Source organism: Martelella sp. HB161492 (genome assembly GCF_013184775.1).
In the GTDB taxonomy this organism is placed as follows: Bacteria; Pseudomonadota; Alphaproteobacteria; order Rhizobiales; family Rhizobiaceae; genus Martelella.
This window is the reverse complement of the sequence record NZ_JAATVV010000002.1, coordinates 485374-509634: the sequence shown is the minus strand read 5'-3', so window position 1 is coordinate 509634 and position 24261 is coordinate 485374. Positions and strand designations below refer to the sequence as shown.

General features: G+C 59.5%; 19 protein-coding genes and 1 tRNA gene. 9 read left to right on the top strand and 11 right to left on the bottom strand.

Annotation, left to right across the window (positions count from 1 at the left end):
- Nucleotides 1-81: 81 nt before the first annotated feature.
- Both HCK86_RS05215 and pepN read right to left on the bottom strand, forming a co-directional pair.
- Nucleotides 82-1974, bottom strand: a complete 1893-nt coding sequence (locus HCK86_RS05215; RefSeq protein ID WP_176083396.1) for a hypothetical protein — start codon at nt 1972-1974, stop codon at nt 82-84.
- Between the two features lie 224 nt (nt 1975-2198).
- Nucleotides 2199-4847 (bottom strand): aminopeptidase N, encoded by a 2649-nt coding sequence (pepN, locus tag HCK86_RS05210; RefSeq protein ID WP_176083513.1) that lies wholly within the window; start codon nt 4845-4847, stop codon nt 2199-2201.
- A 198-nt stretch (nt 4848-5045) separates the two neighbouring features.
- On the opposite strand from pepN, the gene HCK86_RS05205 reads away from it, so the two are divergent.
- A complete protein-coding gene (locus tag HCK86_RS05205; RefSeq protein WP_176083395.1) occupies nt 5046-5993 on the top strand; it encodes a DMT family transporter in 948 nt (315 codons plus the stop codon).
- Between the two features lie 66 nt (nt 5994-6059).
- On the opposite strand, the gene HCK86_RS05200 is transcribed toward HCK86_RS05205, so the two are convergent.
- On the bottom strand, nt 6060-7352 hold the full coding sequence (locus HCK86_RS05200) for an MFS transporter (protein WP_176083394.1): 1293 nt from the start codon (nt 7350-7352) through the stop codon (nt 6060-6062).
- A gap of 248 nt (nt 7353-7600) precedes the next feature.
- Here HCK86_RS05200 and HCK86_RS05195 point away from each other — a divergent pair, with 248 nt between their 5' ends.
- Together HCK86_RS05195 and HCK86_RS05190 are read left to right on the top strand one after the other, a co-directional pair.
- A complete protein-coding gene (locus HCK86_RS05195) occupies nt 7601-8437 on the top strand; it encodes a hypothetical protein (protein ID WP_176083393.1) in 837 nt (278 codons plus the stop codon).
- A gap of 203 nt (nt 8438-8640) precedes the next feature.
- On the top strand, nt 8641-10011 hold the full coding sequence (locus HCK86_RS05190) for a PAS domain-containing protein (protein ID WP_176083392.1): 1371 nt from the start codon (nt 8641-8643) through the stop codon (nt 10009-10011).
- A 333-nt stretch (nt 10012-10344) separates the two neighbouring features.
- On the opposite strand, the gene HCK86_RS05185 is transcribed toward HCK86_RS05190, so the two are convergent.
- From HCK86_RS05185 to HCK86_RS05175, 3 genes are all read right to left on the bottom strand, one after another.
- On the bottom strand, nt 10345-10503 hold the full coding sequence (locus tag HCK86_RS05185; RefSeq protein WP_176083391.1) for a hypothetical protein: 159 nt from the start codon (nt 10501-10503) through the stop codon (nt 10345-10347).
- Nucleotides 10504-10711: 208 nt separating this feature from the next.
- Nucleotides 10712-11581, bottom strand: coding sequence for a uracil-DNA glycosylase (locus tag HCK86_RS05180; protein ID WP_176083390.1), 870 nt, complete (start codon nt 11579-11581; stop codon nt 10712-10714).
- A gap of 53 nt (nt 11582-11634) precedes the next feature.
- Nucleotides 11635-12423: an SDR family oxidoreductase gene (locus tag HCK86_RS05175; RefSeq protein WP_176083389.1), complete on the bottom strand. Its 789-nt coding sequence runs from the start codon at nt 12421-12423 to the stop codon at nt 11635-11637.
- A 237-nt stretch (nt 12424-12660) separates the two neighbouring features.
- Between HCK86_RS05175 and HCK86_RS05170 the strand changes: the two genes are divergently transcribed.
- Nucleotides 12661-14319, top strand: coding sequence for an electron transfer flavoprotein-ubiquinone oxidoreductase (locus tag HCK86_RS05170; RefSeq protein WP_176083388.1), 1659 nt, complete (start codon nt 12661-12663; stop codon nt 14317-14319).
- Nucleotides 14320-14672: 353 nt separating this feature from the next.
- Nucleotides 14673-15584 carry a diacylglycerol kinase family protein gene (locus HCK86_RS05165; RefSeq protein ID WP_176083387.1) on the top strand — a complete coding sequence of 304 codons (912 nt, stop codon included), beginning with the start codon at nt 14673-14675 and terminating at the stop codon, nt 15582-15584.
- Nucleotides 15585-15590: 6 nt separating this feature from the next.
- On the opposite strand, the gene HCK86_RS05160 is transcribed toward HCK86_RS05165, so the two are convergent.
- A complete protein-coding gene (locus tag HCK86_RS05160; protein WP_176083386.1) occupies nt 15591-17087 on the bottom strand; it encodes an AMP nucleosidase in 1497 nt (498 codons plus the stop codon).
- Nucleotides 17088-17197: 110 nt separating this feature from the next.
- Here HCK86_RS05160 and HCK86_RS05155 point away from each other — a divergent pair, with 110 nt between their 5' ends.
- On the top strand, nt 17198-17896 hold the full coding sequence (locus tag HCK86_RS05155) for a glutathione S-transferase N-terminal domain-containing protein (RefSeq protein WP_176083385.1): 699 nt from the start codon (nt 17198-17200) through the stop codon (nt 17894-17896).
- A 271-nt stretch (nt 17897-18167) separates the two neighbouring features.
- Nucleotides 18168-18416 carry a sel1 repeat family protein gene (locus HCK86_RS05150; protein WP_246739454.1) on the top strand — a complete coding sequence of 83 codons (249 nt, stop codon included), beginning with the start codon at nt 18168-18170 and terminating at the stop codon, nt 18414-18416.
- Nucleotides 18417-18435: 19 nt separating this feature from the next.
- Here HCK86_RS05150 and HCK86_RS05145 read toward each other — a convergent pair whose 3' ends face one another.
- The 3 genes from HCK86_RS05145 to HCK86_RS05135 all read right to left on the bottom strand — a co-directional run bounded on the left by HCK86_RS05145 (nt 18436) and on the right by HCK86_RS05135 (nt 20350).
- Nucleotides 18436-19548, bottom strand: coding sequence for a pyridoxal phosphate-dependent aminotransferase (locus tag HCK86_RS05145; RefSeq protein WP_176083383.1), 1113 nt, complete (start codon nt 19546-19548; stop codon nt 18436-18438).
- Between the two features lie 295 nt (nt 19549-19843).
- Nucleotides 19844-19987, bottom strand: coding sequence for a DUF1127 domain-containing protein (locus tag HCK86_RS05140; protein ID WP_176083382.1), 144 nt, complete (start codon nt 19985-19987; stop codon nt 19844-19846).
- Nucleotides 19988-20206: 219 nt separating this feature from the next.
- On the bottom strand, nt 20207-20350 hold the full coding sequence (locus HCK86_RS05135; protein ID WP_176083512.1) for a DUF1127 domain-containing protein: 144 nt from the start codon (nt 20348-20350) through the stop codon (nt 20207-20209).
- A gap of 689 nt (nt 20351-21039) precedes the next feature.
- Here HCK86_RS05135 and HCK86_RS05130 point away from each other — a divergent pair.
- Together HCK86_RS05130 and HCK86_RS05125 are read left to right on the top strand one after the other, a co-directional pair.
- A tRNA-Leu gene (locus HCK86_RS05130) sits at nt 21040-21124 on the top strand.
- A 657-nt stretch (nt 21125-21781) separates the two neighbouring features.
- A complete protein-coding gene (locus HCK86_RS05125) occupies nt 21782-22156 on the top strand; it encodes a helix-turn-helix domain-containing protein (protein ID WP_176083511.1) in 375 nt (124 codons plus the stop codon).
- A 591-nt stretch (nt 22157-22747) separates the two neighbouring features.
- Here HCK86_RS05125 and HCK86_RS05120 read toward each other — a convergent pair.
- Complete coding sequence (locus tag HCK86_RS05120) at nt 22748-24181, bottom strand: M20 family metallopeptidase (protein ID WP_176083381.1); 1434 nt, start codon at nt 24179-24181, stop codon at nt 22748-22750.
- Nucleotides 24182-24261: the final 80 nt, after the last annotated feature.

The window sequence follows — 24261 nt, the reverse complement described above, 5'->3', positions numbered from 1 at the left end:
TGGACGCACCAGGATGCTCTATCTTATTGAATCTACGCATCGTTCTTTTCGAAAGTCGTATCCGATGTTCGAGCCGATGCGCTAGTGTGCCTTGGTGGCGGTGCTGATCACGCGGCGCATCAGAACGCCGGGCTTTATGGCAACCGGGCTCGAGGTCGGAGCGGCCGAGCGACTTGCGCCAGCCTGATTTTGCACCATTTCTTCGATGATCGCCTTGAGGGCCATGCCGCCAGCGTGAATGCTGCGGGCGTAATCCCGCGCCCGGGTGGCGTCCTGTTCCGTTTCACCCATCATGATTTCGCAATAGCCGACAACCGTGGTCAGCTCTTCTCGCATGGCGTGGGTCAGTCGCTCTTCGGCAGTCCGGTCGGCCGCAGCGGGCGTGCGAATGGATGACAGCGCCGCCTTGAGGCTTGCTGTCTCCTGCTCGAGACGGCGCTTGGAGCAGGCGAGCTCGTTGACCGTCTTGCGCAGCCGGTCCTGAACCGATTGCAGCCTTTGCTGGTTATCCTTGAAGCGCGTGATATCGGTACCGATGGAGATGGTTTCACCAGAGGCAAGCTGGCGCTCGTCCAGCTGGATCCAGCGACCCTGCATCGTCTGGGTTTCGGCAAAGCAATTGCCGGATGCGACGCCGGGCAGGCGGGTTTGCCGAACAATGATCGCCGACGGGTGTGAGCCGGAAAGCGCTTCACGGGTCAGTCCGGTAATGTCCAGACCGGCACCATAGGCGGTGCGGAAATGGGCGTTGGCTGCGAGCAGCCGGCCATCGCGCGCCCAGATGGCAACCGATTGCGGAACAGCCTCAAGTGCTGCGGAGAGCATCTGGCCATTGCAGGCTGCGGTATCTGCTGCCCGGCCGTTGGTGATGCGGAAGATCAGGCCGGCAATGCTCATGCGGCCATCGAGCGTGCTGAACTGGGCGCGTATGGAAAAGCGGGCATAGCGGTCGTCACGCTGGCGGAAGCGAATGACGGCGTCAATCCGTCCGGCGTCCGAAGGCCTGAGCAGGGCTTTGATCGTGCGCCGGTCATCGGGATGGAGCCGCTCCAGCAGGCTGCGCAGGCTGCGCGGACCGGCTGAGCCTGGAAGACCGAGCGCTTCCAGGGCCGAACTTGTCAGAACGACGGATCTGGCTTCCGCATCAAAAGTCCAAAGGCCAGCCTCGCCGCCTGCAAGCATCGTTTCGCTGTCGTCGCGGTAGCGGGACAGCGCCTGTCCGTTGCGCCCTGCACGGTCAAGCTGGGCGTAATAGGCATAGGTCAGCACGATCAGCAGCAGGGCTGTTGCCGCAAACAATGTGACGTTCAGGTTCATTTCCGTGCGCCAGACACTTGCTGCTGCGCCCTTGGTGTGGATGGCCATCACCATGGCACCATCATTGCCGATCAGGTGGAGTGAAACGACATGCTCGCTGCCGTCGATCATGGTTTCAAGCGCACCGCTTTTGCCGACCTTGATATGCCGGGCAGCAGCGACAGCTGGAAGCAGGGTGGCGAGATTGTCGCCGATATAGCCGGCGCCGTTATTGCTGGCCTCAAAAACCTTTCCTTCGGTGTCGATTAGCAAAAGAGCCGTATCGGGGTCGAGGTCGGCAACATTCAGGAGCGCCTGCAGATGGGCCTTGGCCGCATCCGCATTGCCGGGTTCAAACATGTCGGCATGTTCGGAGAACGCAGCATAGGCCATGGCAGCGACCAGTTCTGTCTGGTCCTGGATTGCCGTCTGCAACCGGCCATGGCTCTGCAGAAGCGTCAATCCGCGCGTTGTCGCGACAGCAATCAGAAAAGCGATGATCAGGATCGGAATGGCACGTCGCAGCGCCTTTTCAATGGTCGGCGGATCGAGCGTCAGAACGCTCGCGAACGGACCGGAATAGGTGTTTGCAAAGCCGTCCGCCGCACGGTTTTCTCCGAATTGCGGGCGCAATCCTTCGTTGAGTGTGGCGCGAAGCCGCACATCCGCTTTCTTCATGACGCTGATCCCTCGTGTGATTCGCGAAGCCGCTCTGCGAACCTGCCCTAATGAATCAAAACCGATTCGGCTTGTCCAGTCATGATCATCAAGCTTTTGTTAACCATATATATAAAAAGGAAAATTTGTGATCAGCAAAAACAAAGATGAAATTAGCCCGGCCGAATTCTCAGCGGCCGGGCTTCACTGGCGGACTCAAATGCTCGAAATTGGCAAGTCCAGATTCAGTTTTTCAACATGCGGTTGACAATATCGCGCAGGTTGCGGGAAAGGCCGTCTGCTTCCGCTATGCGTTCGATGGCAGAGCGTGCCCGCGCCCTGCGGATCGGCTCCAGCGTCTCGAAGGAGCGCATCGAGGTCATCAGCCGCGCCGTCAGATTGGGGTTGCGTTTATCCATGTCGAGCAGGAAATCGGCATAAAAGTCATAGGCAAGCCCGTCGGCGCGGTTGAAGCCGGTCGGGTTGGATGCGGCAAAGGCGCCGATCAGCGCGCGCACACGGTTCGGATTTCCGCTGTTGAAGGCTGCGTCCCGCATCAGTCCCTTCACCCGCTCCAGTGCCTCTTCACCGGCGATGGCTGCCTGGGCCGAAAACCACTTGTCGAGGACCAGCGGTTCGCCGGCGAAGCGGGTGCGGAAATCGGCAAGCGCTTCCGATGCTGCAGGCGTATCGGCAAATCCGCTCACCAGAATCCGCAAGGCACCAATCAGCGCCGTCATCGAATTGGCCTGCTTGTAGGCCGCAAGAAGAGGCTCGGGGTCATCGCTGATCCGGGCCTGATAGGAAAGTGCAATATTGCGCAGGGCGCGCCGTCCGGCACTGGCTGCATCCGGGCTGAACGCGCCGGTATCACGCATTTCGTCTGCGAGGCGGGCAAACAGTGTGCCGCCGGCCTTGGCAATCGCTGCTGCCAGGATTTGCCGGGCCTCGTGAACGGCCTCGGGATCAACATTCTCGCCGAGTTCACGCGCAACATCGGTTTCCGAAGGCAGGGTGAGCGCGAGCGCCCGGTAATCCGGTTCCAGCGTCTCGTCTGCGGCAAAGGCCAGCAGAACCCGGGCGACGGTCTCGTCGGCCTCGGCGGCTTCTTCGGCCTGCAGGGCACGGCTCATCTGGCAAAGCGCCTGAAGCGCAAGGCCGTTGGCCGCATCCCAGCGCGCCACCGGATCGGTTTCCGAACGGGCGATCAGTGCGCGTTCTGCGACCGGCTGGTCGTAGCTCACCCGAACCGGGGCGGAGAAATCGCGATTGAGCGAGACTGCCGGCTTGCTGGCGATCCCTTCAAACACGAAAGTCTGGCTGGCCCGGGTCAGATGCAGCACGTCGCCCGTGCGTTCTCCGCCGGAAACGGAAACGGGTTCGATCTCCTCGCCATTCGCGCCGATCAGGCCGGTGCGGATCGGGATATGCATCGGCTTCTTGTCTGTCTGGCCGGGCGTTGGCGGGATCGACTGGCCAAGCGTGAGCGACAATGTCTTTGCTGACGGATCATACTGGCTTGTCGCCGTGATCACGGGCGTGCCAGCCTGATGATACCAGAGCGAGAACTGGGTGAGGTCGCGTCCGGTCGCATCCTCGAAGCATTTCAGATAGTCCTCGATCGTCACAGCACCGCCGTCATGGCGCTCGAAATAGAGGTCCATGCCCTTGCGGAAGCCGTCCCTGCCGATCAGCGTTGCGATCATGCGCGAGACTTCGCAGCCTTTCTCATAGACCGTGGTCGTGTAGAAATTGTCGATTTCGAGATATTGCGTCGGGCGCACCGGATGGGCGAGCGGGCCGCCGTCTTCCGGGAACTGGTTGGAGCGCAGGAAGCGCACTTCATTGATGCGGATCACCGGGCGCGAGCGCTGGTCGGCGGAAAATTCATGCTCGCGATAGACCGTCAGGCCTTCCTTGAGGCTGAGCTGGAACCAGTCACGGCAGGTGATGCGGTTCCCGGTCCAGTTGTGAAAATATTCATGCGCGACAACGGCTTCGATCCGCTCGTAATCATCGTCGGTGGCCGTCTGCGGATCGGCGAGAATCAGCCGGTCGTTGAAGACGTTCAGCCCCTTGTTCTCCATGGCTCCCATGTTGAAGTCCGAAACAGCGACGATCATGAAGATGTCGAGGTCGTATTCGCGACCGAAGCGTTCCTCGTCCCAGCGCATGGAGCGTTTCAGCGAGTCCATTGCATAGCCAGCACGGCCTTCCTTGCCATGCTCGACATAGATCTCGAGCTTCACGTTGCGGCCGGAAGCGGTGACGAAATGGTCCTCGATCACGGCGAGATCGCCAGCCACCAGCGCAAAGAGATAGGAAGGCTTGGGGTGCGGATCGTTCCAGACCGCCATATGGCGTCCATCGCCGAGGTCTTTCTTTTCAATGAGGTTGCCGTTCGACAGCAGCAAAGGTTCGGTTTTCTTGCAGCCGATGATCGTTACCGTGTAGACCGCGAGAACATCGGGGCGGTCCGGGAAGAAGGTGATGCGGCGGAAGCCTTCCGCCTCGCACTGGGTGGAATAGATGCCATTGGTGCGGTAGAGCCCCAGCAGCTGCGTATTTGCCGTCGGGTTGATCCGGGTCGTCACGCTCAGTGTGAACGCCGCTTCAGCCGGCAGGCCGGAAATGACGAGGCCGGGGCCGCTTTGCTGGTAGCGTTCGGAGGCGACCGGCTCGCCGTCGACAGCAAGCTCAACAAGCGTCAGAGCGTCGCCATCAAGGTGAAGCGGCGCGTCGGCAGCGGCGCCGGGGCGGCGATGAAAGCGGAGCTGGCTCGTGACCGTGGTTTCCGTCTCGCCCAGTTCGAAAGTCAATGCGACGGTCTCAAGAACGAAGTCGGTCGGTCGGTAGTCCTTCAGATAGACCGGTTGTGGTGTATCCGTTTTCATCATCTTACCTCTTTCAGTCATCATGCGCGCTTATGCGGTTGAGCGGTAACAAAGCCCTGATTGCGCCTTAAGGCAAATATTTCCTTTTTTGCCGGCCGGCAACACTGCCAATCGCTGACAAACTGCGATATTGAGAAGCCTCCCACTGCGCTGAAATGCCGCCGTCGAGACGACCTCTTCCAATTGAATGCTGTTTCCATGATCGAAGATCAAAATGCCAGTTCCGTTCGCGGGATTGTTCTGAAGCTCCTTTCCGTGCTTGCCTTTCTCGGCATGCAGACCTGCATCAAGCTCGCCGGAAGTGGCATCATGCCCGGCGAGGTGACATTCTTTCGCTCCTTTTTCGGAATTGCGCCGATCATCATCTATCTGGCCTGGCGCCGCGAGCTCCGGGACGCCTACCGCACGAAGCATCCTTTCGGGCATTTCAAGCGCTCGCTGCTCGGCATCATCTCGATGGGGATGGGGTTTTACGGGCTGATGGTGCTGCCGCTGCCGGAAACGATCGCGCTGGGTTATGCCTCGCCGCTGCTCTCCGTCGTCTTTGCTGCGCTGCTTCTCGGCGAAGTCGTTCGCATCTATCGCTGGTCGGCCGTCGCGGTCGGGCTCTTCGGGGTGATGATCATCTCCTGGCCGAAGCTGACGCTTTTCAGGGAAGGCGGCATGGGATCGGAAGAAGCGCTGGCTGTCGTCATGATTCTGGTCGGCGCAGCGCTCGGTGCGCTGGCCATGATTCAGGTGCGCCGGCTGCTGGCGACGGAGAAGGGGCCGACGATCGTCATCTACTTTTCCACATTCGCGGCGCTGATCTCTCTTCTGACGCTGCCCTTCGGCTGGGAGGTCCTGCCTGTCTGGCCGACAGTGCTCCTGATCTGCTCGGGTCTTTTCGGCGGCGTCGGTCAGATCCTGTTGACCGAATCCTATCGCTACGCCGATGTTTCGACGATTGCGCCGTTCGACTATTCGTCGATGATCCTCGGTATCGCCATTTCTTACGTGATCTTCGGCGAGTTCCCGACCGCGCCCACCCTGATCGGTTCGGTTTTCGTCATAGGCGCCGGCATTTTCATCATTTACCGCGAGCACAGTCTGGGGCTGGAGCGGCGCAGGCAACGCAGCGTCGTCCCATCGCAAAACCCGCATTGAGCTTTTCAATGCCAGGCGTCTTCGGACGAACAGCTGCAACCGGTGACGCGTCACCGGTGCAGGGTGTCAGCCATGGGTGCCGTCACTTTTGATTTCGGTGGCAACCGGCGGTTCCGGCATCTCCTCGGTGTAGTCGACAGCGATGCTGCCGGCCGGGTCGGTACCGCGCAGAGGCAGTGAGATCGGATAGAAATCTGCCCGTTCTTCCGGTGCAACGCTCGGATTGCCCTTCCACACGCGCCACGCCGTGTATCCGGCATAGAGTGCAAAGCCGATGGCGAGATACCACAAGAGGCCACTCGGGCCGAAGATCTGCATCGCACCGCCGGCGACCGGCGGTCCGGCGACCGTGCCGAAACCATAGAGGATCATCATCGACGAGGAGATCGTCAGATATTCGGTCGGGTCCGCACGGTCATTGGCATGGGCGACGTTGAGGGAATAGATCGGATAGAGCATCGAGCCGACGAGAAAGGCCAGGACATAGAGGACCGACATCGACAGGCCGCCGAGAATCACCATCAAAATGCTGACAACCGTGCCGACAACACCGCAGGCGATCATCAGATAACGCCGGTCGAGCCGGTCGGAGATCCGGCCGATCGGGATCTGCGCCAGCGCGCCGCCGGCAAGCACACAGGCCAGCAGTGTTGCGCCTTCGGCGGTGGAAAGGCCGCTATTGGTGGTGTAGACGCCTCCCAGGCCGCTCCATGTGCCGGACAATATGCCGGCAAGAATTGCGCCGACAAAAGCGGCGGGCGAGCGGCGGTAGAGTTTTTTCAGCCCGAATTCCACATGCGCGATCGGTGCAGGCGACTGCGCCGTCGACAGCGCCGTGGGCAGTACCGCAATGGAGAAAATGATACCGCAGACGATGAACAGGACGGTCGTGTTGGGATCGCCAAGCGGCACCAGATATTGTCCGAGGATCGGCCCGACGAGCGCGACGATCATATAGACTGCGAAGATCGTTCCGCGCGTTTCGTTGGTCACACGTTCATTGAGCCAGCTTTCGATGATCAGATAGCAGCCGGCAATGGCGAAACCGGCGATACCGCGCAGCAGCAGCCAGGCCTGCCAGTGAACATAGAGCGAGCTTGCAAGAATCGATACGGTCAGCAGTGTGATCAGTGCCCCGAATACCCGTACATGGCCGACACGCGCCACCAGCATGGGTGTCAGGACACAGGAGAGCGTGAAGAACAGCGTGTAGCCGGTCGCTGTCATGGCGATGAGGAACGGCGACCAACCCTCGGCGACCGACCGCACGGGAATGAGGTAATTCATCAATCCATAGCCGACCATCATCAGAAAGGTCGAGAACATAAGGCTGGTGATGGATATCAGACTGGCAAACATGGGAAGCCTCTTTGGCGCCGGGCTGCGGCACGTCAGTCGTTCTGCGGCTTTGTCGCGTCGGAACGCTCCGTTTTCGCGCGCTATAAACAGTTCGGCCGCGCTCTTCAAGCGTTGCGGTCGGCCCATTGAGGGATTTGCCTTTCATCGATTCTGTGAAATAAGGTCTGCAGCTCTGAAATCCTTTCTCGTCATGGCCTCTATCCAGTTGTATTTGTTTGAGTTTGTGACCTTAAACGTGCAGATTGAACATGCCCCTTCCGATATCTTCCATCGCCGGTCATCCGCTGTTTCTGCCGGTCCTTGCCGCCTATGGAAGTCGGTTGAAAGATGTCTACGATGAAAATCAGCGTCTGGCGGCGAATTTTGCCTTTCACCGCCGCTGGCTGATTTCCATGGCGGCACTCAGTCTTTACTGGCAGCCGCAAAATCAGCTCAGCGCAGGCGCGCTGATCGCCAGGGTCGGCGCATTCGGCATCGCCAGTCCGAACACTGTCCGTGATCTTCTTGACGAGCTGGCTGCCTATCAGCTGATCAAGCCGGATATCGCCCGGCCCGGCCGCAGGCCGCGCTTCTGGGCGCCTTCCGACGCGGTACTCGAGGCCATGACGGCCTGGTTCGCTGCAAATCTTCAGGTGCTTGACATGCTGGATGGCGGCGGACGGGCGCCGCTGTTTCGCGCGCGACCGGACCTCTTGTCCCTAGCCCAGCCGCTGCTTGCCGATCACTGCATTGAAGACGCGCGCTGGCGCGAGCCGCCTGAACATATCGGATTGCTGTTGCGCTCGACGTCGGGTGGCCTGGTGATGGATCAGATCATGATTTTGCTGGGCGACAAGGACTGCATAGCGGGGCGCTACAATATTCCGGCGCTTGATACCCGGGATATGGCGACGAAAATGATCATTTCACGCACCCATCTTCAGCGTACCGTCAAGAAGGTCGTTGAGGCGGGATGCATTGGCTGGCAGGGCAAGGCTTTTGACAGCGAGATGTGGGTCGCAGAAAGCTATGTGAAGGACTATTGCCGCTGGCAGGCGGTCAAGTTTCACTATGTCGATCTGGCTTTTGAACAGGCCTTGCGCTGAAACGTTTTCGTGTCACCTTTAAATTGCCGTCTTTCACATTTTGCTATGTCAGGTTAGAAGAATGTTAATTATGTCACTAAAGACATTCTGAACCGGTTTGCCGCATCATGGGTTTAAGCGGTTGCTGAAACAAACGGGTCGGGAGGCTTCGATCGGCATTGACCGAACGGAAGCAGCGACGGCACCCGGCCAGGGGTTGACAGATGATGAGATCAGACAAGAGCAGCGCAGACGGAGCCGCCGGCGGCATGCGCGATACGATTGATGCTGCGCCGGAGACGGTGATCATAACCGGTCTGAACGGACGCATCGAGATTGCCAATGAGGCCGCCATCGTGCTGTTCGGTCAGCCCGAAGAGCACTTGCTGGGCAGGGTGATCACCGATCTTTTCGCAGTCGAGTATCGCGATCAGATCAATCAGTGTCTGGAGAGGGCAGCGCGGTCTGCGTCCGGATACCAGCTTGAGGAGATCGAGGTTCGTACTGCGCGTCCGCCAATTCGCGCCGTCAAGGTTTCGCTCGCACGCATGAAGCATCGTCAGGGACTGTGCGTCATCGTTCAGGCGGCAGCGATGCCGCGCGGACTGTCGCCTGTCACGGAGAACGAGCCTGAACGACCCTCATCCGTTTGGGTCTATGATCGCGAAGCCAGAGCCAGAACAGATGCCAGGCAGGCCGCTGTCGAAACCGCAAGGCCGTCAGATATGACAGGTATGCAGATTTCGTCTGTTCGTGTTGAAGATAGCGCTGTCATTGATCCGAGACATTCGGTTGAAGCGCCGGATCCGGTCATCGAAGAGCCTGCATCGCACACGCCTTTCCCTGATGTCGGCCATGAGGACGGCATTTCCGCGGCCGGGATGTCCCCTGAACCTGTCTTCCGCGAGGCAGAGGTGTCGCGTCAGCCCGTATGGCCGTCCGCGGTGCTTGGCACAAATGAACCTGTTCCGCGCAAGGTTGCGCAGGAGGCCGCTGCCGGTCGTGCTGCGGCCCTGAAAGAGGCCTGGGCCAAGACCGAGGTTGCCCAACGCACCGCCGCCCCGGCACCGCAGATATCGCGCCGCGGCCCTGCTGAACAGCGCGACCTCTATGCTGAATTCGAGTCCGTGCGGGAGCAGAAGCGCAAGGTTTCCGAACTGCCCAAGGTCAAGCCCGCCAAGGCGCTTCGAAGTGCATGCGAGGGGCATCGTCTTGCCGCTGCTGGCGAATGCGTCCATCTGGTTGTCCGCATTGACGACAGCATTGGCGAGATGGCCGTGGACGAATTGACACTGCGGCCGCTGTTTGACCTTCTGATCAAGCGGCTTATCGCCGTCAGTCCGCTATATTGTGATGCCGAAATCACCATGGAGCGGGCAGGCCCCTACGGCTTCGTTGCACGTTTCAAGGATATTGGCCGCGGCTTGAGTGAGGAAGAGCTGGCTTTGGTGGCTGAGCAACCGGACCTGTCCACCGGCTTTTCCCACACCGCCATCGCCCGTGCGCGCCTGGCTGTCGAGCATCTCGGCGGCCGGCTTACCATCGACACGTCGATTGAAACGGGAACGACCATTACCGTCACGCTGGACGAATGACGTTCTTCTGAACGGCAGCGGACAAACAAAAAGAGCGAATGCCGTGGGCATTCGCTCTTAATTTTGGAGTCACTACGCGGGGAAGAAAGGTCGATTTCCTTTTTCACCCGATAAGGGCATTAACACACAAGATGCTGTCTCTGTCGATCCTGCGGCGGTCAAATCGTCCAACCAGGGAAGAAGAACAGTTTTTACGCCGTATTTCGTGCAGCCCTTTTGCATCCGTATGAGAAACAAATAGTGCGGCTGCCGCAAAACAACAACGCCTGCAAAGTATGGCAGCCATGTAAACTTTGCATGACGCCGCCCTTGATCGCCGGGCGGCGAAAAATCTCAGGCGCCGATGGCGCGCTGGCTCGGCCGCAAGATGCCGGCATCGTGATGTCGGTCTGCACGGCAGAAGCCCTTTGCAATTGCCCGGTCGATTCCGCGCTGGCCATGGTAGCCATTGGTCGAGCGGCCGAGTTCGAGAGCAAGCCTGTTATTCTGCATGCGAGATACATCCATATCTTCTAAAGGTCCCATTGCCTTGGTTCCTGTTCATCACATCCTCCCAAGACACGACCCTTATATGAACCTATTCGGCAGCATCAGCAATGTGACCTGGCGAAACGCAGCCATGCGCGCCTTGCATGCCCATGTCGTGAAACGGTCGCTTTGATCAAAAAGAAAGCATTTACGCGGCGAGTTTGCCTTACATTCAAGCGATTTCCTGCTGGAAACGCTGAAGGTCCTGCCAGGCGAGTTTCTTGTTCGTCGGTGCTGCCAGCAATTCGGAGGGGGCAAGCGTGGAAAGCGCACGGAATTTCAGGTTCCCGATCGCGATGTCGTGCCAGTCGCCGCGCAGGTCAAAAACGGTCTTGTCACGGTTGACCAGCAGCCGGCTGGCGAAGTTTCCGAGCAGCAAGAGATGTTTCGGCTCGCAAAGGGCGATCTGGCGTTCGATGAAGGGGCGGCAGATCTCGGCTTCCGACATGGTCGGACTTCTGTCGCCCGGCGTGCGCCACGGGATCGCCGTGGTCAGGGCGATCATGTCTCGCGACAGGCCGATGGCGGCCAGCATGGCATCAAAAAGCTGGCCGGCGCGCCCGGAAAGGGCTGCACCCGAGCGATCGTCATCGCCGTTTGGAAATCCGCAGATCATCATGATGCCGGACGGCTTGGCGGCCTCCAGGCAGATGGTCGAGCGGGCATTGTGACGCAGATTGCAGCTGGCAAAGATGGAAAGCGCCTGTTTCAGCTCCTCGAGAGAGCGGGCGCTCTCCGCAGCAAAGCGGGCGTCGGCAATCGCCCGATCATCGGGAATGGTGGCAGGATCGATCGGGATGGCGCTCGCCGTTGTTTCCTGCTGGGCCGGGCGCGGTGCAAGCGGTCGCTTTGCCTCCGCCGGCGGCGATGGCCTGGCGGGCGTTGCCTCCGGCCGGCGCCCGGCGGCCGCTGCGGCGCGTTCCGGCTGCAGCGCGGTCAGATCGACCGGCATATCCTCGCACAGAACATCGATCCCGGAATCAGCATAGAAATGCATCAGGGCCGCAAGTTCTTGTGCTGCGAGCTGCTCCGCGGTGATCATCGATATGTCGGCACGTCCTCATGCAGCTTTTGCATGGCTCGAATTGTCATTGTTCAAATTCCGCGTGCGGCGCCACCATCGACGCGCACAAGGCTTCCGGTAACATAGCTTGCCGGCTTGGAGCAAAGAAAGGCAGCGACGGAAGAAAATTCGTCCACACGTCCGAGCCTTGCCGCAGGGATGGAAGCAAGCGAAGCCCGGCGAACGTCTTCAAGGCTGCTGCCGGCCTTTTCGGCATTGGCATGGTCAAGCTCATCGATACGGTCGGTGTGGATCCGTCCGGGCAGGATGAGATTGGCTGTCACGCCACTGGCGGCAATTTCGCTTGAAAGCGTCTTGTTCCAGCCGACGAGCGCCGAGCGCAGTGTGTTCGACAGCGCAAGGTTGGGGATGGGTTCGATCACGCCCGAGGAGGCTACCGTCAGGATCCGGCCCCAGCCGCGCTTCTTCATGTCCGGGACGATGGCATTGGTGAGGGTGATGATTCGCAGAACCATGGCCTGAAAGAAACTTGTCAGCTTTTCCGGCGTCATCTCGGCAACGCCGCCCGGCGTCGGCCCGCCGGTATTATTGACGAGAATATCGATCTGGCCGAGCTTCTCCTTTGCTGCCGCCAGAAGGGTCTCGACGAAGCCGCCATCATAAAGATCTGCAACGACATAGTCTGCTTTGCCCTTGGTGGTCTCGTTGATGCTGCGGCAATTGGCGGCCAGCCTGTCGCCCGTGCGCCCGCACAGAAGGACATGGGCCCCTTCCTTGGCAAGCGCCTCGGCAATGCCGGCGCCAAGACCGCGCGAAGAGGCGAGGACGATCGCTTTCTTGTCGGCGATTCCGAGGTCCATGGGATGTCTCCTTATTGTTCTAGGGGCCAGCCATCGGGTGGCTGTCGGTCGTTTGGTCGCTACATTAACCGCCCCGGAGGGCGCACATCAATCAGAATTGGGCGCAACTATGTGTGCCTGATCAAACTTGTCTGTGAAAAGTTGAGCTAAGGAGCTTTCAGCGATACCAATATCTGTAAAGTGAAGTTCGCTGTATAGTGGAAGCACCTAACCATTAGGTCAGTTCAAGGGGATGATATGGCAGAGGAATTGCCTGAGCGCGAGAGCATGGAATTCGATGTGGTGATTGTCGGTGCGGGACCTGCCGGCCTTGCCGCTGCCATTCGCCTGAAGCAGCTCGACGAGAACCTTTCGGTGGTGGTGCTGGAAAAGGGGGCTGAAGTTGGTGCGCATATCCTGTCCGGCGCGGTTGTCGATCCGGTTGGCATTGACCGGCTGCTTCCGGGCTGGCGCGACGAAGAGGGGCACCCCTTCAAGACCCCGGTGACCAGAGATCGCTTCATGCTCTTGGGGCCGGCCGGTTCCATCACGCTGCCCAACATCCTGATGCCGCCTTTGATGAACAATCACGGCAGCTATATCGTCTCGCTCGGCAATGTCTGTCGCTGGCTGGCCGAGAAGGCCGAGGCGCTGGGTGTTGACATCTATCCGGGCTTCGCCGCCGCTGAAGTGCTTTATGGCGATGATGGCGCGGTTATCGGCGTGGCAACGGGCGATATGGGGATCGAGCGTGACGGCTCGCATGGCCCCAATTACACCCGGGGCATGGCTCTCCTGGGCAAATATGTCCTGATCGGAGAGGGCGTGCGCGGATCGCTTGCCAAGCAGCTGATTGCCCGGTTCGCCTTGGACAAGGATCGCGAGCCGCAGAAATTCGGCATCGGGATCAAGGAATTGTGGGAAATCGATCCTGCAAGGCATAAACCCGGCCTGGTGCAGCATTCCTTTGGCTGGCCGCTTGATGGAAAGACGGGTGGCGGCTCCTTCCTCTATCATCTGGAAGACAATCAGGTCGCAGTCGGCTTTGTTGTCCACCTCAACTACAAGAACCCCTATCTTTTCCCGTTTGAGGAGTTCCAGCGCTTCAAGACCCATCCGGCGATCGCCCCGACCTTCGAAGGCGCCAAGCGCATCTCCTACGGCGCGCGCGCCATTTCCGAAGGCGGCTATCAGTCCGTGCCGAAACTGTCATTCAGAGGCGGTGCGCTGATTGGCTGTTCCGCAGGTTTCGTCAATCTGCCGCGCATCAAGGGCAGCCATAATGCCGTGGTTTCTGGCATGCTTGCCGCCGAACGGGTGGCCGAAGCACTTGCGGCGGGCCGCGCCAATGACGAGATTGCCGAGATCGAGAGCGACTGGCGTGAAAGCCCGATCGGCAAGGATCTGAAGCTGGTGCGGAACGTCAAGCCGTTGTGGTCGAAATTCGGCACCTTTATCGGCATTGGCCTTGGCGGGCTTGATATGTGGACCAACACCCTGTTCGGCTTCTCGCTGTTCGGCACGCTTGGCCACGGCAAGACGGATGCCGCCTCGCTGGAGCCGGCGGCAAAGCACAAGCCGATAGACTATCCCAAGCCCGATGGCGTGCTGACATTCGACCGGCTGTCCTCCGTGTTTCTCTCCAATACAAATCACGAGGAAGACCAGCCCATTCATCTGCAGCTGAAGGATCCGGCGCTTCAGGCATCGTCCGAATACGAGATCTATGCCGGCCCGTCGACGCGCTACTGTCCTGCCGGTGTCTATGAATGGGTGGAAAAGGATGGCGCGATGAGTTTCGTCATCAATGCCCAGAACTGCGTTCACTGCAAGACCTGCGACATCAAGGACCCGAACCAGAATATCAACTGGGTACCGCCTCAGGGCGGTGAGGGACCGGTCTACCCGAACATGTAGCAATCAGGAGGCGCCGATCCGCTCGGCGCCTTCAGACAGCTGACAAACCTCCCTTTTTTTGACGGCATGCCTGTGCTTGTCACAGGCATCCAGCCGACGCGCGTCTGCGCGGCGAAAGAACTTTTCTATTGAATGCCTTATGAAGCTGGATCCCCGTGACAAGCACGGGGATGACGACGGAGGGAGGCGCTACTCCACCTCAAGCATGCAATCTGAATGACTTTGTCAGCAATCAGGAGGTGCCGATCCGCTCGGCGCCTTTTTTGCTATCAATAGGGGGCCGTTTCCGTCTCTGCTGCGTTATCGTTCTGCGGTGTCCTGCAGTGCGGGACTTTCAGGAAAGGCAGAACAGAATGCGGTTTCTCGGTATCTTCAATCGCGATGGCGGAACCTTCAAGACAACGGATCTGAAGGCTTTCTGCGACAAGGCGCATGCTGCTTTTGCTGCGGCGGGGCACGAATTTGCCTGCGATCCGGTTTCGGGCAGCGATGTCATGCATGCCATTGATGATGCGGCAACAAATGCCGAATTCGACGGGCTTGTGGTCGGCGGTGGCGACGGCACGATCTCGCTGGCGGCAGCCCGGCTTTCCGGCACGCAAAAAGTCCTCGGCGTGCTGCCGGCTGGGACGATGAACCTCTTTGCCCGGGCGCTTGGCTTTGCGAGCGACCTTGATCAGGCGCTTGGCGAACTGGCCGATGGCGTCGCCGCCTCCGTCGATATTCCGCTCGCCGATGGCCGGCCCTTCATCCACCAGTTCTCCGCCGGGCTGCATGCGCAGATGATCCATTCCCGCGAGACGATGGATTATCAGTCACGGCTGGGCAAGCTTTCGGTCAGTCTGCGGGCGTGGCTGGATGTGCTTGGCGATATGCCGCAGTTCCGTCTCCGCTATGAATCCGATGCCGGCAGCGGCGAGGGGCTGTTCTCCCATGTCGGCGTCACCAATAACCGGATTGACCGCAACGCCTTGCCCTATACCGACCAGCCGCAGGGCGGGCGGCTTGGCCTTTATCTCATCAAGGCGCTGGAAGCCGATATCGTCGGTCGTCTTGCTTTCGATTTCGTTTCGGGGCGAGTCGATGAAAGTGAAGCGATTATCAAGCTTTATCCGAAAGAGGTGACGCTTCACTTCGAGAGTGATCTGCCGGATCAGGCGCTTGATGGCGATCCTTTCGGCGGTATTTCCAATGTGACCATCCGCCAGCAGCCGCGCGCGCTGAATGTGCTTGTCCCGCGCGGTTCGCCGCTGGCGAATGGCTGAATGCTGTTACTGGAATGCCGTTTCGTAAAAGCTTCTGAGCTTGCGGGAGTGGAGCCGCTCAGACGGCATGGCTGCCAGCTTTTCCATCGCCATGATGCCGATGTGAAGATGCTGGCTCACCTGCGTCTTGTAGAATGCAGTGGCCATGCCGGGCAGTTTCAGCTCACCATGCAGCGGCCTGTCGGAGACGCAGAGCAGCGTTCCATAGGGCACGCGAAAGCGGAAGCCATTGGCGGCGATGGTCGCTGATTCCATATCGAGGGCAATGGCGCGGGACTGGGAGAGCCGTTTTACCGGGCCGGACTGGTCGCGCAGTTCCCAGTTGCGGTTGTCGATGGTGGCAACGGTGCCGGTGCGCATGATGCGCTTCAGCTCGTATCCCTTAAGGCCGGTTACCTCGGCAACGGCCTCTTCGAGTGCTGTCTGAATTTCGGCAAGCGCCGGGATCGGCACCCAGACCGGCAGATCGTCGTCCAGCACGTGGTCCTCGCGCACATAGGCATGGGCAAGCACATAGTCGCCAAGGCGCTGGGAGTTGCGCAGACCGGCGCAATGGCCCAGCATCAGCCAGGCATGCGGGCGCAGCACGGCGACGTGGTCGGTAATCGTCTTGGCGTTGGAGGGGCCGACACCGATATTGACCAAAGTGATGCCGGAATTGTCCGGCCGCTTCAGATGATAGGCGGGCATTTGCGGCAGGCGGACGGCGGTAAAGCCGTCTTCCGGTTCTGTGGCGCCTGCAAGCGTGACATTGTTGCCCGGTTCGACAAAGGCCGAATAGCCGCCTCCGCCTTCAGCCATCAGCTTGCGCGCATGGGCGCAGAATTCATCGACATAGAACTGGTAGTTGGTAAACAGCACGAAATTCTGGAAATGCGCCGCACTGGTCGCCGAATAGTGGCTGAGGCGAGCCAGCGAGTAATCGATACGCTGTGCGGTAAAGGGCGCCAGCGGATGCGGCTCGCCGGATTCCGGCTCATATTCGCCATTGGCAATCAGGTCATCGGTGGTGTTGAGGTCGGGGGTGTCGAAGATATCGCGCAGCGGCACGTCAGCAAGGGCGGCGACATTGGCCTCGACATGAACATTCTCACCGAAGGCGAAGTGCAGCGGGATGGGTGTGGCCGATTCGGACACTGTCAGCGGAACGCCGTGATTGCGGATCAGAAGGTCGAACTGCTCGATCAGATAGTTCTCGAATAGGTCCGGATGGGTCAGCGTCGTCGTGTAGGTGCCAGGGGAGGCAACATGGCCGAAGGAGAGGCGTGAATCGGTCAGGCTGTAGCTGCCGATCTCAATGCCGACCTGCGGATAGCAGGCGCGATAGCGTCCCTTGATCTCGGCGCCGTTTGCCAGACCGACAAAGGCATCGATCAGGAAGCGCGTATTGCGCTTGTAGAGCGCCTTGATGGCTGCCACGGCCTCGCGCGCATCGCCAAAATGGCGTGGCTCGACCGGCTCCGGCCGGATGATTTCGGTAAAGGGGGAATGATTCAAATGCATCGGTCCGATCCTTCTGGGCGCGGCAAAAGGGGATACGTCTCTTGGTAACTTCCCTTTTATCCTGCCGATTCCTCGCTATATCTTGAAGCATACAGACAAGGAGATTTGTCGTGAACACACCGATTGAGCTTTATTATTGGCCGACTCCAAACGGTTACAAGATAACCATTTTCCTGGAAGAGGCCGGCGTTCCCTACAACGTCAATTATGTGAATATCGGCAAGGGCGACCAGTTCAAGCCGGACTTCCTCAAGATCTCGCCCAATAACCGCATGCCCGCAATCATTGATCCGGACGGGCCCGGCGGTGCGCCGATCTCGGTGTTCGAATCGGGGGCGATCCTGCAATATCTCGGCCGCAAGTTCAAAAAATTCTATCCCGAAGACGAGCGTGCACGGGTCGCCGTCGAGGAATGGCTGTTCTGGCAGATCGGCGGCCTTGGCCCCATGGCAGGACAGGCGCATCACTTCCGCAATTATGCACCTGAGAAAATCGAATATGGAATCAATCGCTACACCAATGAGGTCAACCGTCTCTACGGCGTGATGAACACGCGTCTTGCCGCGGTCGACTATCTCGGCGGCGATTACTCCATCGCCGATATGGCTTCGATCGGCTGGGTCAAATCGCATGAGGCACAGGGGCAGACCCTTGATGACTTCCCGCATCTGAAGCGCTGGTATGAGGCGGTGATGGACCGCCCGGCGGTCAAGCGCGGCCTTTCCGTCGGCCAGGATGAGCGCGCCAAGATGAACCTTGCCGCCGACAAGGGCGCGCAGAATGTGCTGTTCGGCCAGAAAGCCCGCTGACAGCGCCAGAAATTGTCGTCAAAAGCCGTTCAGCTGTGGAAAAGCTGGACGGCTTTTTTTGATGGTAAACCGATGTTAAATCGAGAATAATCGTACAAAGTATTGATTTTAATATATTTTATCGCATTTGCAGATCTGCGGTGCCGCTGAACCATTTTGTTAAGCAAATGCGTTAGGAGATTTGTTAAAGCCTCGGCGGCATTGTCGATTTCAACGAAGGGCCAAAAGGCTCCGTGGCCGCAATGACGGCACAGGTGATAGGAGAATGACAATGCATATGGCTGAAGAGGCGCCGCTTGCCCGCATCAACACCGCAGCCTGCCTCAGGCTCGGCTTGCGGGCAGCGGCTGGCCATGACGGACCGGCCGATTTCGTCGAGGCGCATAAGTGGCTGAATATCGCAGCGATTGCCGGTGACGAGAGAGCCGAGCGTTATCGTGCGGAGCTGGCGCTCCACATGAGCAAGGACCAGCTGGCGCAGGCGCTGCGTGCCGCGCGCCAGTGGATGACGCTGCACTGACAAATCTGCTGCCGGCGGTTCAGCCAAGTTCGGCGAGAACGGCCGGCAATGCCGCTTCCAGCTGCTCCATATCGCCGGACGGTCCGGTGGAAATGCGGATGCAGCGATCGAGCGGGGCGATGCCCGGCATGCGGATGAAGACGCCGCGCTTGCCGAGGGCTTCAACGATGGCACGGGCATAGGCGCCATCGCGGCCGCAATCAACCGCGACGAAATTGGTTGCCGAGGGCAGGGCCTCAAACCCGTTTGCGGTGGCGATCCGCCCGATCTCGTCGCGCGATTCGCGGATCCTGCCGATCACGGCCTGCAAATAGGGTTGATCGGCAAGGGCGGCAAGTGCTGCAACAATGCTCAGGCGCGGCATGCCGAAGTGATTGCGGATCTTGTCGAACATGGCGATTGTTTCCGGCGCGCCCATGGCGTAGCCAACGCGTGCGCCGGCCAGGCCATAGGCCTTGGAAAATGTGCGGAAACGAAGCACATTCGGCAGATCGATCAGGCTGTCGCTGTCCGGGAAGGCGGTGAGCGGTCCGCACTCGCAATAGGCCTCGTCCAGGACCAGAAGGCAGGTTTCCGGCAGAGTGCGGGCAAATTCCAGCACATCCGTCGCTTCCCACCAGCTCCCCATCGGATTGTCGGGATTGGCGAAATAGACCATGGTCGCATCTTCGCGGATGGCGGTTTCAAGCAGGCCGGGCAGGTTCTCACGGTCACCATCATAGGCGACGCCAATACGCTCACCGCCGAAACCGTCGACATGGTAGGAGAAGGTCGGATAGCCACCCTTTGAGGTGACGACTTTGGTGCCCTTTTCCACCACCAGCCGGACCGTCAGGCCGAGAAGGCTGTCGACCCCTTCGCCGATGGCGATGTTCTTTGGCGACAGGCCGTGATGCGTGGCGATCGCCTGCTTCAGCGCAAAATGTTCCGGATCCGCATACATCCAGACCGAGCCAGCCTGTTCCTGCATGGCGCGGATCACCGAGGGGGCAGGTCCGAAGCCACTTTCATTGGCGCCAATGCGTGCCTGCATCGGCCTGCCATAGATGCGTTCCAGTGCCTCCGGCCCGACAAAGGGAACGGTTGACGGCAATGCGTTAATCAGCGGGGTGAAACGGCCAAAGGTCGACATGGGCAGGCTTCCAGAATGCTTCTCAGAAAAAGTGCCCCAACATAGGCGGAAATAGCGTCCTGACAAGTGCATTGATCCGGCGATGATGCGCCTGCCGCCCGGGGTCAGAAGGAAATGCATCAATGCACAAAAGAAAACGGCGCCGCAGGGAGGGGCGCCGTTTACTCGTAGGTCATTTCACGTGAGCTTGTCTGCATGTCCGCAAGGTCTTGCCCGCTGGGCGTCTTCTCGCCGACATGCCTGTCGTAAGGCTCATGCAGTCTCAGCGCGGCATTGTCGCCGTGCTGTGCGCAGATCAGCGGAATGCCCGTGAGGCTACGCGGTCGATATCGGAGCTCGTCAGGCCGATATCCTTCAGTTCGTAATCGCTCAGCCGACGCAGCTGGGAACGGGTGCGGCGATAGCTGAGCCATGCGCCAGTCAGTCGAAAGGGGTTCATTGAGTGTTTCCTCGATTTTTCTTGGCTTGTTGCCTTGGCCGTTCATATAGTCGGTATTTTACAAAGATGGTGTGCAAAGCTTGTGCAACTGCCATGCATTTATGCGAAGTGTCGACTATTTCGTAGGCAATCGAGGGTGAATGGCTGAAATTGAGGCTGTTATCGCGCCCGTTTTGGGCTTTCAGCGCCAAAAGGTCCGGCAGAAAGAATTGAAAGGGCTCAGAAGCAGGCCTTGCGGGCAACGGCACGAATATTTGCCGGTGCGATGCCGACATCCGACAGCTTTCTTTCGCTCAGCTGGCTGATCTGCGATACGGCCTGGCGATATTTGAGCCAGTTGTTGAACGAGCGAATCATCATCATGGCGACACCTCTTGCTTTCGTCACCGGCGCATCCCGCGCCCTACCTTTTTGATGGTTTGAATATACGCCTGTCGCGCCGTGAGCGGCAGCGCGCGTTGCTCCTGTCGCCTATGCGTTGAATGCACGGCTTGGGCCGAAGCCTGCCCGGAAAGCGGTCATCAACGCATCTTTGGATGGGGGGGCTGAGAAAAGAAGGAGAGTTCTGCTTTCCCGGCCGGAATCGGCGCATACCGGCAAAAAAATAACGCTCACCGGGGGAGGAGGATCCGGTGAGCGTCATTTGGTGTGGCTGACGACTGGGAGGAGGAGTGTCGTCAACCTGATCGAAGCGCGTTGGGAGGAGGAGTACGCGTCTTCGAAACTTTGTCATCCCGCGAGGCGGGTTTGCGAGGATCTCAGGTCCAAACCGCTTTGGCTTGTAAGGTCTCCGTCGCTTCGTTGATTTTGTTATACCGAGGAATGTGGCAGAATTGGAGTGCCATCTGAACATGGAAGATATGCATTTTGCGCATGCCAATATTGTGAGGTTATAAAAGTGGCTTAAAACTGGCCAAATGACGGGCAATCTGATGTGCAGATTTCCACTGGCATGCTGTTATTTCCCTGATTTTTGTAGGGCTTTACCCGGCCTTGCATGCCTGTCTCACCGCTTGCAACGGCGTGGCAACTGCCCTATGAAGGGCGACCTTGCGCGTGTGGCGGAATTGGTAGACGCAGCAGGTTTAGGTCCTGCCGCCGAGAGGTGTGGGGGTTCGAGTCCCTTCACGCGCACCATGTATATCTGCATTTATCTGCGCCTTGCCGCCTGCCAGACCCGGGGCATGCGCCGGGCATTTCCCATCCCTGCAGCTGCAAAATGCCCTGGCTTCGAACTGAGTGCCATAGCCGCTTGCAGCCCGGTGGCCGTAATCGCCTTTTCAGCGTGGAGGAAGGCCTGGTGGGTGGCCGTGCGCTTGCCCCTGGTGACAATGCATTTTGGGCCTCGGTGCTTGCGGGTGGCCACGAAGCATCGGCTGTTATCGGGTCAGAAAAACATCCTGGCGTTCGGGGGGCTTTGCCGTCAATATTGACGAGATCGCCGCGCCGGAGCTGAGCGGAAAGAGCGATTTCCAGAGGTTCTCCCGGCGCAAGGTGAAGCGCAGGGCGTTCAACAGTTTCATCGGTGTCGTTGGCGACAAGCCGAGCTATTACCCTCAGGATGCAACGAAATTTTATGGTTTTTGGCTGGCGCGCATTGCGCCGGAGACCGGCCGGGCGACGCACACGGCGTCCTCAGAAAACCGCGATATCGGAAGCCTGCGAAAGCTTTCTGGCGATTGCCTCTCCGATGCCCTTGCTGCTTTTGGTCACCAGCACGGTCTTCTCGTGCAGTTGCGGTTCCACCCTGAGCACGCCATGTTGATTGCGAGATGCAGACGATTGGACGAGATGATGGACCAAGCAAGTACGCCCCTGAATGGGCCTGTCACGGCAGAGCATCGGGCCGCCTGCCTGGGGCCGGATGGCGCGGCCGAACATGTGATCCGCGTGATCAGGATGATCCAGGGCCGCTGGAAGCTCCCCATTCTGCTCCGTCTGTTTGCGGATCCAGCCATGCGATCATCGCAGCTCTTGCGCGACATTCCGGGCATTTCGCAGAAAATGCTGACTCAGCATCTTCGGGAACTGGAAGCGGACCACCTCATCGAAAGGATCGATTTCGAGGAAAAACCGCTGCGCGTCGAATATCGATTGTCGAGGGAAGGGCGAAAGCTGATGCCCTTCATTTTCGAAGCCGCTCGCTTTTCGGTGGGCCATCCGCAGTGACCTGTCTCAGTTCATGGCCATAAGTTTATCGAGAGTGTGGCCGGGGGCGCTGCAAATCGGACGGCAGCGGGTGCGATGGTCTGACACTGGGCAAGCACGGTCAGCCCCGGTTCCGCCGGCATGGATGCAAGCGTTTGAAAGGTCTCGTCTACGCGCCGTTACACCGGCCCGGGGCAGATGGCCTGAAACGCGGCATGGTCGGCTTCCCGGACCACACACGTCCTTCACAAAGGCTGCGTCATGCGGAAGGCCGCAAAGGGGCCGTTTAGGATCTTCCGATATTGGCGGTAGAAGGATGACACCAAAGAGCCTTTCGCCGTAACCGGTGTTCGGCCTGAACCGGCCGTCCAGTCTTACCGCAATCCCGCCACTCCGTTTGACCGCAATCGCTCCGCGCGGGTTCGGTCTTCAGCCGGCGCGCCACCGAAAGTCTCTTCCGCTGCGAGATACCCTGATCGCGAAAATTGCCTGAAAGGTGCCCCCCGAACAGGACCGCATCGTTGTCGGCCGCTCGCTTGAGTACCAGCAGTCGCGACAGACGCGCCTGTTCGGCGTCGGCGTCGAACACCGAATTGACATCCGGCCGAAGGACTAAGTGGGTTTGCGGTCCGCCGGCAGCGGCGACACATAGGGCTTTCCGCCTGTCTTCTCGCGCCATTCGTTGCGGGCTCTTTCCAAAAGGGCGGGATCCGTTGCCGCTTGCAGCCCGGTGGCCGCAATCGCCTTGGCCGCGTGAACGAAGGCCTTGTGGGCGGCCGCGCTCTTGCCCTGGGCGACAACCTGCCAGGTATGCGGGTTCGTTCCGATTGCCCAGGCCGGTGCCCAGCATTGTGCCGTTGGCGTCACCCAGCTGACATCGCCGACATCGGTTGAGCCAGCGCGGAAATGCGACTGTCCCTCGAAGGCCCTGAGCCCGCGATGCAGCGCCTGGCTGCTGTCGACCGGCTGGTTTGCCAGCGCATCGCCCCTGATCTGATACAGCCTGATACTGCTATCGATCGCTTCCTGCGAAAAGGTTGACTGGATCTTCTCGGCAAAGGCCTGATCCGCCTCATCGAATGGCACGGGGCCGAGCGTCACCAGATTCTCATGCATGGCGGTTTCGAGCGCGATGTTCGGCAACAGGCTGTTGGTGGCGGTGTCGACGTCGATGTCAACGGTGGTTTCGCTCATCATGGCGGCACCTTCGGCAACCTTCTTCACCCGTTCGCCGAGCCGCATGGCGCCTGCCATATCCGGGGCGCGAACCAGATAGCGCGCCGCCGCCCGGGCCTGCACCACATTTGCGGCAACGCCACCGGTATCGGTGATGGCATAGTGGATGCGGTTATCGGAGGGCATGTGTTCACGCAGGAAATTCACGCCGATATTCATCAGTTCAAGGCCATCCAGCGCTGAGCGTCCGAGATGGGCGGCGTTGGAGGCATGGGCGGCGACGCCCGAGAAACGCACATGATATTCGATGATCGCCAGATTGTTGGTGGAGCGTACGCCGTTGAACGGCGCGGGATGCCAGGTCAGTGCCAGATCGACATCATCGAAGGCGCCGTCGCGAACCATGAAGGTCTTGCCTGCGCCGCCTTCTTCGCCCGGGCAGCCGTAATAGCGCACCGTGGCCGGGATCTGCTTCTGCTCGAGATAGCGGGACAGCGCGATGGCGGCGAGCAGCGAGCCGCTGCCAAGCAGGTTGTGGCCGCAGCCATGTCCGCTTTCACCCTCCCGGATGGCTTCGGCCCGGGCGATGCCGGGAACCTGGCTCATGCCGGCCAGGGCGTCAAACTCGCCCATGATGGCGATCACCGGTCCGCCCTGACCGCGCTCGCCGATGAAGGCTGTCGCAATCCCTGCGACGTTGCGGCGAAGCGAGAAGCCGGCGCGTTCGAGCATGGCGATCTGCAGGGCCGCGGAGGCCTGTTCCTCGAATTTCAGTTCGGCCAGATCAAAGACCTTGTCTGAAAGGGCGATGAAATCGCCCTTGAGTTCTTCAATCAGGCTTGCGAGTTCAAGCACCTCTTGCTGTGCCATGCGAAAATTCCTTGTCAGGCGGCAAACGAAAACGCCCGCGCGCGAAACGCGCGGTGCAGGATTTGAGATGAAACAGATGA

Bases quoted from the DNA above. Each gene is read 5' to 3' on its own strand.
- HCK86_RS05215 (WP_176083396.1), bottom strand. From the start codon at position 1,974: ATGAAGAAAGCGGATGTGCGGCTTCGCGCCACACTCAACGAAGGATTG.
- pepN (WP_176083513.1), bottom strand. From the start codon at position 4,847: ATGAAAACGGATACACCACAACCGGTCTATCTGAAGGACTACCGACCG.
- HCK86_RS05205 (WP_176083395.1), top strand. From the start codon at position 5,046: ATGATCGAAGATCAAAATGCCAGTTCCGTTCGCGGGATTGTTCTGAAG.
- HCK86_RS05200 (WP_176083394.1), bottom strand. From the start codon at position 7,352: ATGTTTGCCAGTCTGATATCCATCACCAGCCTTATGTTCTCGACCTTT.
- HCK86_RS05195 (WP_176083393.1), top strand. From the start codon at position 7,601: ATGCCCCTTCCGATATCTTCCATCGCCGGTCATCCGCTGTTTCTGCCG.
- HCK86_RS05190 (WP_176083392.1), top strand. From the start codon at position 8,641: ATGATGAGATCAGACAAGAGCAGCGCAGACGGAGCCGCCGGCGGCATG.
- HCK86_RS05185 (WP_176083391.1), bottom strand. From the start codon at position 10,503: ATGCAGAATAACAGGCTTGCTCTCGAACTCGGCCGCTCGACCAATGGC.
- HCK86_RS05180 (WP_176083390.1), bottom strand. From the start codon at position 11,581: ATGATCACCGCGGAGCAGCTCGCAGCACAAGAACTTGCGGCCCTGATG.
- HCK86_RS05175 (WP_176083389.1), bottom strand. From the start codon at position 12,423: ATGGACCTCGGAATCGCCGACAAGAAAGCGATCGTCCTCGCCTCTTCG.
- HCK86_RS05170 (WP_176083388.1), top strand. From the start codon at position 12,661: ATGGCAGAGGAATTGCCTGAGCGCGAGAGCATGGAATTCGATGTGGTG.
- HCK86_RS05165 (WP_176083387.1), top strand. From the start codon at position 14,673: ATGCGGTTTCTCGGTATCTTCAATCGCGATGGCGGAACCTTCAAGACA.
- HCK86_RS05160 (WP_176083386.1), bottom strand. From the start codon at position 17,087: ATGCATTTGAATCATTCCCCCTTTACCGAAATCATCCGGCCGGAGCCG.
- HCK86_RS05150 (WP_246739454.1), top strand. From the start codon at position 18,168: ATGCATATGGCTGAAGAGGCGCCGCTTGCCCGCATCAACACCGCAGCC.
- HCK86_RS05145 (WP_176083383.1), bottom strand. From the start codon at position 19,548: ATGTCGACCTTTGGCCGTTTCACCCCGCTGATTAACGCATTGCCGTCA.
- HCK86_RS05140 (WP_176083382.1), bottom strand. From the start codon at position 19,987: ATGAACCCCTTTCGACTGACTGGCGCATGGCTCAGCTATCGCCGCACC.
- HCK86_RS05135 (WP_176083512.1), bottom strand. From the start codon at position 20,350: ATGATGATGATTCGCTCGTTCAACAACTGGCTCAAATATCGCCAGGCC.
- HCK86_RS05125 (WP_176083511.1), top strand. From the start codon at position 21,782: ATGGACCAAGCAAGTACGCCCCTGAATGGGCCTGTCACGGCAGAGCAT.
- HCK86_RS05120 (WP_176083381.1), bottom strand. From the start codon at position 24,181: ATGGCACAGCAAGAGGTGCTTGAACTCGCAAGCCTGATTGAAGAACTC.